Origin of the sequence: Comamonas sp. B-9 (genome assembly GCF_000410635.1) — a bacterium.
Lineage (GTDB): Bacteria > Pseudomonadota > Gammaproteobacteria > Burkholderiales > Burkholderiaceae_C > Comamonas.
This window is the reverse complement of the sequence record NZ_KE148591.1, coordinates 1-8,441: the sequence shown is the minus strand read 5'-3', so window position 1 is coordinate 8,441 and position 8,441 is coordinate 1. Positions and strand designations below refer to the sequence as shown.

Genomic DNA, 8,441 nt, shown 5'->3' with positions numbered 1-8,441 from the left:
GGGCGACAGGCCCAGCGCGGGCAGCTGGGCCTGGTTGATCACCTGCTCCAGCCTGGCACGGCGCTGCTGCAGCGGCTGGGCGCGCAGGTCTTCGCCTTCAAATTCCAGCAGGTCGTAAAACAATATGCGCGCCGGTACGGTCTGCATCAGCTTGGCAGAAGGCTTGCGCTTTTGAATGCGGCTTTGCAGCGCCACAAAGCCCAGCGGCTTGTTCTGCTCGTAATCCCAGGCGAGCAATTCGCCATCCAGCACCATGTCGCGCGGCAACAGTGCGGCGGCGGCTTCCAGCTCCGGAAAGCGGCCATCCAGCCTTTCCTCGCCGCGCGACCACAGATAAGGTGCATGTCCCTGGCGCCGCACCAGCTGCACCCGTATGCCATCCCATTTCCATTCGGCCAGCCAGTCCTTGGGGTCGCCCAAGGCTTCTGGCTCTTGCGGCAAGGGGGAGGCGAGGTAGAAGGGGTAGGGCTTATCCAGCAGCTGCGCGCTGGTGTCCGGGTCCATCAAGGCCTCATAGGCCTGGGCACTGGGCAACCATTCGCCCACCATGCGGTGCGCCATATCGGCGGCAGATATGCCCACCAGGGGCGCGAGGCTGTTTTGCAGGCTGCGCTTGTTAACGCCGGCGCGCAGCGATCCGGTCAGCAGCTTGTTAAAGACCAGGCGCGAAGGGGTATCGAGCTGCTGCCAGGCCTGCTGTATCGCGCGCTTGCGCTGCTCGGCATCCGCTGCCACCAGCGGCAGCAAAAACTGCTCGGTCCATTCGTCCAGACGGCTGTCGTTGTCGGGTGTTTTAAAGGTCGCGCCCAGCAAGGAGGCATGCCAGGGCGCATCGGCATCGGGGGCCACGGCTGTGCCGGGCGCATTAGCCAGCTCAGGGTGTTTGATACCCTGCTTTTGCCATGCCGCCACCAACAACGACAAGGTCTCCGCCAAATCGCCCACCTGGCGGTAGCTCTCTTCCACCAGCCACAGCGGCAAGGCGGTCAGCTCGCTCACCCAGCTGCGCAGCTCAGTGGTGGTGGCCAGGCGATTCTTGCCGGTGTTCACCTTGCCGCCACTCAGCACATACACGGCCCAGGTCGCCTCGGCCGCAGTGGCGCCGGCAAAGTACTGCTGCAGGGCCTGCTCCCGGTCGCGCGTGCCGGAGGCTTCGTCCAGCAACTGGTACAGCGCCACAAAGCGGTTCATTCGGCCGCCTCCTCTTCATCGCCATAGGCAGTACGCAGGCGCTCCGCCTGTATGCCCAGGCTCTGCAAGTAGGGGATCAGCGCATCGGTATTGCCATGGGTGGCCAGCACCCGCTGGGCGCCGCTCTCGGTAATGGTGTCGACGAGCTCCTGCCAATCGGCGTGGTCCGATATCACAAAGCCGCGCTGCATATTGCGCCGCCGCCGGTTGCCGCGCAGCAGCATCCAGCCCGAGGCAAAACCTTGCTCCACCTGCCGAAAGCGTTTGAGCCAGGCCGAATCTTGCGCGGAGGGCGGTGCCAGCACCATACGGCCAGCAAAGTCGGTATCGGTGGGCACATCGGCCACCATCTCGGTAGCGGCCAGCGCAATGCCCGCCTGCCGGTAAATATCGGTGCCGCGTGCCATCGCACCATGCAGCAACACGGGGGCATCCAGCTTGCCAGCCAAGCCCGCCAGCACCCGCTGGGCCTTGCCTAGGCTGTAGGCATACAGCACTGCCGCCTTGCCCTGTTCCTTGCAATGCGCCACCCAGCGCTCAATGCGCTCCACCTCATGGGCCATCGTCGGCCAGGCGTACACCGGGTAGGCAAAGGTGGCCTCGCAAATCAGGGTGTCGCAGCGCAGCAGCTCAAACGCCTCGCAGGTGGGATCCGGCTCGCGCTTGAAGTCGCCCGTAAACACCCATACCGCATCGCCGTGCTGCACCCGCACCTGGGCCGAGCCCAATATGTGCCCCGCCGGATGCAGCGACACCTGCACCTCCCCCATCGTGATCGTCTGCCCAAACGGCAGCGCATGGATGTTCTGCTCCCCCAGCCGCCAGTGCAATATCGGCTCGCTGGTCGAGCTGCAGTAGTACTCGCCCATCCCCACATGGGCATGGTCTGAGTGGCCGTGGGTGACAAAAGTGCGGTGTACCGGCTTCCAGGCATCAATAAAAAAATCCCCAGCCGCGCAGTACAGACCTTTGTCGGTCAGGGTGATGACGTCAGCGGGTGGGGCGTTGGCAGATGCAGAAGCAGCGAGCATGGGCAAATTCTGCGGCTGCGGGGGCGGGGGCGGGCGTCAGAGTTTGCCTTGTTGGGGTGCGGGAGTGGGGGGAGGCTCGGGATTCGCGCAAGTTCTAGGGCAGAGGTGATCGCTGAATAAGCGCCCCGAGTTGCTAGATGACTAGCTTTATTGATGAAGTCACTGATACGATCAGCTGCTAAAGGGGTGACATATGCTTGATCGGGTTCCAGTTCCTACAGACAACATCTATAAATTTATTGCGCTGTTTTCATTAGTGGTGCTAGTGTTTTCTTCTTGGCAAATGATATCCGTCACGACTGCGAGTAACGCAATTGTCATTAAGAACTTCCCAGAGATCGAAGAACTTAAATCTTTGGATATGCGAACTCGTGCTCAGGAGGCAAAGCTTGCTGTGCTGGAGCGAGAAATGGAAGTGGTCATAAACGATAGAAAAGTCTATGTAAATATACTGATATTCTTTACGGTTTCTGCAATTTTTGGAATTATTTATGGATTTTGGATCTGGCGTCGAGATATACAGCCGATGGTAGACGCACAGAACAAAGCTCAGTTGGAGTTGTTGCAGCTTCAGGTTGAGCAACTTCGGTTGGAGAATAAAAGATTGGTGGATTCTTATCAGGTTGATAAGCCTGCGCAGGGTTCAATAACCGTGACTGAGGTCTTGAAGGCTCTTTTTTTTAGATAGACGAATATATTTTTAATGTGTATTTGTGCCGTGAATTCACTCGCACAACTCAATGTGGCTAATGAATAGTATTCTCTAAATTAGCCAATGTATCGTATTTATATCTGCTCAGTAATCGAATTTATAATTGAGTGCTAAAACTACAGGATAGAACGCAATCCCATTCGGTTTGGGATTTATTTAGGCCTCTCATTAGGCGCAAAATTGATAGTTTGAAATTGTTATGAGGTAATTGATAAAATTTATAAAGTATTTCAGTTTCTAATCCATGTAAGCGCATCAGTCTGATTTGAATCTCATGTCAATGTATTTAGGCTGCATGATCCAAATGCTGTATGAAGTTCCTAAGAATGTCAGCTGCCTGTCGGTCAGAGGTAGGAGATCTATTGAAAGCTACAGAACTTCGGCGATGAGCACTAATAACGCGAGGAGAATCTGCGACGATGCCTCTGTCTACCGTTGCCAAAACAGTCAATGCGTGCTCCGAAATTAAGTGACTAGAATGAAGAATACCAGCCTCCATTGAGTATAGAGTGACGGCCTTCTCCACACTTTCCTCAATCATAGTTAGTTCGACATCATCGCGGATATTTTTCATAGATGATTCGCCGTCTTTATAGAGGACCTCGAATACCGAGTATCGGTCGGCGCTCGACGTCTCATTAATGCCGTAGATGCAATTACTCAGCTCGCCTAGTAGAACAAGGCTTGAAAAAGAGAAGACATGGTCGTGAATCTCCCAGCCAGGTTCTTGAGCCCAATCAAACTGCTTGCTCCATAGATGAATACGCAGCGAGCGGCATTCGTCGAGTGACCATCTGCAGGCAAAGAACCCGAGCGGATGTCGCTGGGCTGTCATCCTGGATTTTCCTTCCCGCGTTTGAAGTTCGACTTCCAAATGCATGAGTTCTATGATTTGGGTCTTTAAATCACACGTATAGCGATTAGCCTCCAAGGCACCATGAATATGTTGAACAAGCTGTTGGTATGTCATGTGTACAAGCGTTTGGGTCGGCTAATCAGTTTCGCAGCTTCCGAGACGGCCACTTCATTGTTTGCTATTGGGGCTAGGTAATCAATGGATTTAAGAAGTGTTTGGATGGAGTTTTTGATTTTCATTGAAGGCTCCGTTGGGTGTGCAAGTGCGAGGTTGCGCAAGCTGTCACGTAATACAGTGAAATCGAATGAAATTCCCTGGCCCTTCTGTGCATCTGCCTCTTTTTGATACCAGCCATAGAAGTGGCCACGTGCAGAAAATGCGACAGCAGATTCTGTCGCGGACTCTTGTGTGAGAATAGCTTCGTGATCTGAGACGTCCGCCCTGAATGGAGTAAATGAGCGCCTTAGATAAATAGTTATATTTATTCCAGGGTAGTCGGCAACATAAGCGGCCATATAAATGCTGGCTATAATCTTGGCTATTACTTCGTCAAGAGTTTCAGACTTTTTATTTTCTGGTAAAGACCATTTAATTAATTCTAAGTCAGCAGCGCTGTGCGACGCTTTGGAGACTCGTGCGCGGTGGCCAACGTAGGCGTCAATTGCCGCCTCATCTGTAGGATCAATAAGAAACAGTGTTATGACCTTTGGATGTCCAGAAGTCCGTGCTGATTCAACAAGAATCGGTAGAACTGCGTAGGATACAAAGCTCGCTGTATTTCCTATAAAAACATAGCTCTGAGACTTTCTCGCATTTCTAAGTAAACGGTCAGTAATCTGACCAGGTGACACTTCGATCACTCGATCACCCGGATCAATCCAGTCCAAAATCCATCTGTAGGTAAAAGCAAGAAGCAACGCAGCAATAGCGCCGGCTATCAGGTTCTCGATCACAGCCTTGATTATTGAGGCGTGCTGTTTTACTAAATGTGAGGTGCCTGCATCCATGAATGCGATCAGGAAATAGTCTGCGACGTATAGTAATGTGCAAATCGCGAATACTATGGCTGCGAAAATGTAACGATGGTTCTGGCTTTGAGGTAAATCGTTGCTGGATTGATTCATGAGGTTTAAATCTGTGCCTAAGAAAATATTAAAATTTGAAGAGGCGTCAAGCAATGCTATTTTGTAGCACCTTCGAAGTTGGCCATTTTCGTAGCACAGTCGCAACGTCCCTATTACCGGAATGTCGCGGATACAGCGGGTTCCGCTCGTAGCTGCGATCGGCAGCAACTCCTGAAAAAGGCGAAAACCTCACTCCTGTCCCCCCAACAACACCCTCGCCAACCGCTCCCCATCCTGCCGCCAAAACGCCGGATCCGCCTGCCGGATCCGATCAATCGCGTTATTCATATGCGCGGTCGCTGCCGCCCGTGCAGCCGCAGGGTCACCCGCCTCAATCGCCTCCACAATCCGCGCATGCTCTTGGGTCACGGCAGCGGCAAAGTCCTGCCGCCGTGCCTCATTGGCGCGGGTAATGCGCGTGGCACCCGCCAGCACCTGCGACAGGTAATCCAGGGTACTGAGCAGAAACGGGTTGCCGGAGGCCTGGGCGATGACGCGGTGCAGGGCGACGTCTTCGGCTACACCGTCTTTGCCATCGGCTACGGCTTTGGCCAAGGCTTTGACGCCAGCGCGGATGCGGCGCAGATCGGCGGTGCTGCGGCGGGCGGCCGCTAGTTCGGCCACTTCGGCTTCTAGCGCGCGGCGCACTTCTACGATTTGGATAACGGCTTCTTGCGAGGCGGCATGGCCTTTTTCCAGGTCCAGCGGTTCGGCCCTAGGCGCTTGTACAAAGACACCGCTGCCTTGGCGGGAGGCGACCAGGCCGCTGGATTTGAGGCGGGACAGCGCCTCGCGCACCACTGTTCGGCTTACGCCAAACTGCGCCACCAGCAGCAGCTCTGTAGGCAGGCGGTCGCCCGGTTGCATGTGCCCTTGCCGAATGCTGGCCTCCAGCGCCTGGGCCACTTGGTCGGCGAGGGAGTTGGCGGCCTTGACGGGCGTGAAGGAGATCGGCATGCGAGGGGCAGGAGCTGGTGGATAAGCGCAGGACTGGCTGCTGCCAGGCCGCAAGATGGCGCTTACTGTACTCCAGCCCAGGGGCGCTGCCTGCGCCCTAGGCGCAATGGATGGCTATGCCTTGTGTTTGGCCAAGGGGCAGGCTGCTGTGGATGCGGTGGCGGCATCTGCCGCAGCGGGGCGATCTGCTTGCTACCGGCCTGTATATGCCAGCACGCCAACGCCAAAGCCGCAGGCCCTTATCGGCGGCCTGCAGCGGGGTGCGTGGTGGCCGCTGCTCTGCATGCGCTGCAACGGCTGCGACCCCATCAGCAGATGCCAGCCTTACTTAGGCAGCAGCACCTTGTCGATCACATGGATCACGCCATTGGATTGGTAGACATCGGGGATGGTGACGGTGGCGGTGCCGCCTTTCTCGTCCGTCAGCATGACCTTGGAGCCTTGGGCTTTGGCCACCAAGGTGCCGCCGCTGACGGTCTTGATGCTGGCCATGCCTCCGCCATCTTTGATCATCTTGCTGATCGCTGCGGCATCCCACTTGCCTGCCACCACGTGGTAGGTCAGCACAGTGGTGAGCATTCCCTTGTTCTCGGGCTTGAGCAGGCTGTCTACGGTGCCGGCTGGCAGCGCTGCAAAGGCGGCATTAGTCGGGGCAAACACGGTGAAGGGTCCGGGGCCCTTCAGCGTATCCACCAGGCCTGCTGCCTTGACCGCTGCCACCAAAGTGGTGTGGTCTTTGGAGTTGACGGCGTTGTCGATGATGTCCTTGGTGGGTAGCATGGGCGCGCCGCCCACCATCACGTCTTTGGCGATCGCTGCCATGGAGGTGCTTGCCACCATGAAAGCCATGCCATAAGAGACCAGTTTGCGCGTACTTTGAATCGAGGCCATGAGATGCTCCTTGCGTGTGGATGTTCAGCCGAAAAAACGTTGCGGCTGTTTGGAATACGCAGCGGGTGGCGCAGTGGATTCAACAAATATTGAAAAGTTTTTAGGGGGTGGTGCGGGGACACGATGCAGGCAACGAAAAAAAATTTGCGTTAGCTGCATCCATACGAGCATCTGCCGACTAGTACCACTAACAGCACACATCAAACAGCGCTGTTTTCACTCTCGTCCTTCTGTCCCCCTAACTAGGAGAACTCGTATGTTGACCTCTCGCACAGCTCCCCGTATCGTCGCCATCGCCACCGCAGTGGCCTCCATCGGCTTGCTCACCGCCTGCGGCTCGATGCAGAAAAAGGAAATGGCTTTCTCGCAGGCTTCGCTGCCAGCGACCATCCAGGTGCCAGCCGGCCACAAGGTGGCTTGGGAAACAGTGGGTAGCGGTGACATCACCTACGAATGCCGCGACAAGGCCAATGCAGCCGGCCAGACCGAATGGGTGTTTGTGGGCCCAGACGCAGTGCTGAAGGACCGCGCTGGCAAGTCGGTTGGCCGCTACTACGGCCCACCAGCTACTTGGGAAGCGAACGACGGCTCCAAGCTGACGGCCACCCAGCTGGCCGTGGCGCCAGCAGGTGCCGGCAATCTGCCGTACCAATTGGTGAAGGCCAACCCCGCAACGGGCAGCGGTGCCCTGGTGGGTGTGAGCCATATCCAGCGCGTGGCCTTGAAGGGCGGTGTGGCACCGGCTGACAAGCCTTGCACGCCAGCGCAAAAGGGCCAAAAGACGGTGGTGCAGTACCAAGCTGACTACATCTTCTGGAAGCCAATGTAAGTTTCTGTTTTAGAGCGGCTACACTCGAAGAAGGATTTCCTCCCCTTTCCTTCTTCGTGGATTGCCTTCATGCCGCCTGCCGCTTCTGTGACCGACGACAATTTTGACCATGCTTTGGCGCTAGAAGCTTGCGCGCGTGGCGACCGCCATGCGCTGCAGCGTATCTATGAGCAAGAGTCGCGCTATCTGCTGGGGGTGGCCATGCGCATTGTGCGCAGCCGCGCAGCGGCTGAAGATGTGCTGCACGATGCCTTTGTGGCGATCTGGAGCAAGGCGCACAGTTTTGATGCGGCACGGGGTGCGGCTAGAGGCTGGATCTATAGCATTGTTCGGCACGCCGCATTGAACCGGGTGCGCAGCAGCGCCCGTGAAAGCGCGCTGGATGAGCCGACGGCCGCTGCCTACGAGGCCAGCGCCGCGATGGCTGCCTGGCAGGAAGAGGGCGATGCCCTGGACCGCCAGGCCCAGCTGGGCCGCCTGGGCCAGTGCCTGGATGGCCTGGAGCCACAGCGCCGCGAATGCCTGCTGCATGCCTATGTAGATGGTTGCAGCCACAGTGAGATTGCAGCGCGGGTGCAGGCCCCGCTGGGAACCGTCAAAGCCTGGATACAGCGGGGCCTGCGCGCCCTGCGGGAATGCATGCAATGAGCGCCGATACCAACCACCAATTGCCGCCCGATGGCGACAGCCCCGACGACCTGCAGACGCTGGCCGGCCAGTATGTGCTGGGCACGCAGGGTGCTGCAGAGCGTCGCGCAATCGAAGAGCGCCTGCCGCAGGATGCTGCGCTGCGCGCCGCCGTGGATGCCTGGGAGCAGCGCCTGCAACCCTTGACCACTCTGGCCCCGCC

9 protein-coding genes and 1 pseudogene are annotated in these 8,441 nt (G+C 57.0%); 4 read left to right on the top strand and 6 right to left on the bottom strand.

Going from position 1 to position 8,441, the window contains the following annotated elements:
• Nucleotides 1-1,191, bottom strand: a 1,191-nt coding sequence (locus H928_RS27950; RefSeq protein ID WP_239644975.1) for an ATP-dependent DNA ligase, incomplete at its 3' end; no start/stop codon positions are given.
• Nucleotides 1,188-2,222 (bottom strand): ligase-associated DNA damage response exonuclease, encoded by a 1,035-nt coding sequence (locus H928_RS0114625; RefSeq protein WP_021027184.1) that lies wholly within the window; start codon nucleotides 2,220-2,222, stop codon nucleotides 1,188-1,190. The genes H928_RS0114625 and H928_RS27950, both read right to left, overlap by 4 nt.
• Before the next feature lie 193 nt (nucleotides 2,223-2,415).
• Between H928_RS0114625 and H928_RS0114620 the strand changes: the two genes are divergently transcribed.
• A complete protein-coding gene (locus H928_RS0114620) occupies nucleotides 2,416-2,910 on the top strand; it encodes a hypothetical protein (protein WP_021027183.1) in 495 nt (164 codons plus the stop codon).
• A 310-nt stretch (nucleotides 2,911-3,220) separates the two neighbouring features.
• On the opposite strand, the gene H928_RS31635 is transcribed toward H928_RS0114620, so the two are convergent.
• From H928_RS31635 to H928_RS0114610, 4 genes are all read right to left on the bottom strand, one after another.
• Nucleotides 3,221-3,904, bottom strand: a complete 684-nt coding sequence (locus H928_RS31635; RefSeq protein WP_148293170.1) for a hypothetical protein — start codon at nucleotides 3,902-3,904, stop codon at nucleotides 3,221-3,223.
• The gene (locus H928_RS31630; protein ID WP_148293169.1) at nucleotides 3,901-4,968 is read right to left on the bottom strand and encodes a hypothetical protein; all 1,068 of its coding nucleotides are present in this window, start codon (nucleotides 4,966-4,968) and stop codon (nucleotides 3,901-3,903) included. Before H928_RS31630 ends, H928_RS31635 begins: the two co-directional genes overlap by 4 nt.
• A 135-nt stretch (nucleotides 4,969-5,103) precedes the next feature.
• Complete coding sequence (locus H928_RS0114615; RefSeq protein ID WP_021027182.1) at nucleotides 5,104-5,871, bottom strand: FadR/GntR family transcriptional regulator; 768 nt, start codon at nucleotides 5,869-5,871, stop codon at nucleotides 5,104-5,106.
• 324 nt (nucleotides 5,872-6,195) lie between these two features.
• On the bottom strand, nucleotides 6,196-6,762 hold the full coding sequence (locus tag H928_RS0114610; protein WP_021027181.1) for a fasciclin domain-containing protein: 567 nt from the start codon (nucleotides 6,760-6,762) through the stop codon (nucleotides 6,196-6,198).
• A 256-nt stretch (nucleotides 6,763-7,018) separates the two neighbouring features.
• On the opposite strand from H928_RS0114610, the gene H928_RS0114605 reads away from it, so the two are divergent.
• From H928_RS0114605 to H928_RS27945, 3 genes and pseudogenes are all read left to right on the top strand, one after another.
• The gene (locus tag H928_RS0114605) at nucleotides 7,019-7,591 is read left to right on the top strand and encodes a DUF3455 domain-containing protein (RefSeq protein ID WP_021027180.1); all 573 of its coding nucleotides are present in this window, start codon (nucleotides 7,019-7,021) and stop codon (nucleotides 7,589-7,591) included.
• A 69-nt stretch (nucleotides 7,592-7,660) separates the two neighbouring features.
• Complete coding sequence (locus tag H928_RS0114600; protein ID WP_021027179.1) at nucleotides 7,661-8,239, top strand: sigma-70 family RNA polymerase sigma factor; 579 nt, start codon at nucleotides 7,661-7,663, stop codon at nucleotides 8,237-8,239.
• Nucleotides 8,236-8,441 (top strand): annotated as a pseudogene (locus H928_RS27945) (RNA polymerase subunit sigma-70); the annotation flags it as partial. The gene H928_RS0114600 and the pseudogene H928_RS27945, both read left to right, overlap by 4 nt.

Excerpts from the sequence above, each read along its gene's own strand:
- H928_RS0114625 (WP_021027184.1), bottom strand. The coding sequence starts at position 2,222 with ATGCTCGCTGCTTCTGCATCTGCCAACGCCCCACCCGCTGACGTCATC.
- H928_RS0114620 (WP_021027183.1), top strand. The coding sequence starts at position 2,416 with ATGCTTGATCGGGTTCCAGTTCCTACAGACAACATCTATAAATTTATT.
- H928_RS31635 (WP_148293170.1), bottom strand. The coding sequence starts at position 3,904 with ATGACATACCAACAGCTTGTTCAACATATTCATGGTGCCTTGGAGGCT.
- H928_RS0114615 (WP_021027182.1), bottom strand. The coding sequence starts at position 5,871 with ATGCCGATCTCCTTCACGCCCGTCAAGGCCGCCAACTCCCTCGCCGAC.
- H928_RS0114610 (WP_021027181.1), bottom strand. The coding sequence starts at position 6,762 with ATGGCCTCGATTCAAAGTACGCGCAAACTGGTCTCTTATGGCATGGCT.
- H928_RS0114605 (WP_021027180.1), top strand. The coding sequence starts at position 7,019 with ATGTTGACCTCTCGCACAGCTCCCCGTATCGTCGCCATCGCCACCGCA.
- H928_RS0114600 (WP_021027179.1), top strand. The coding sequence starts at position 7,661 with ATGCCGCCTGCCGCTTCTGTGACCGACGACAATTTTGACCATGCTTTG.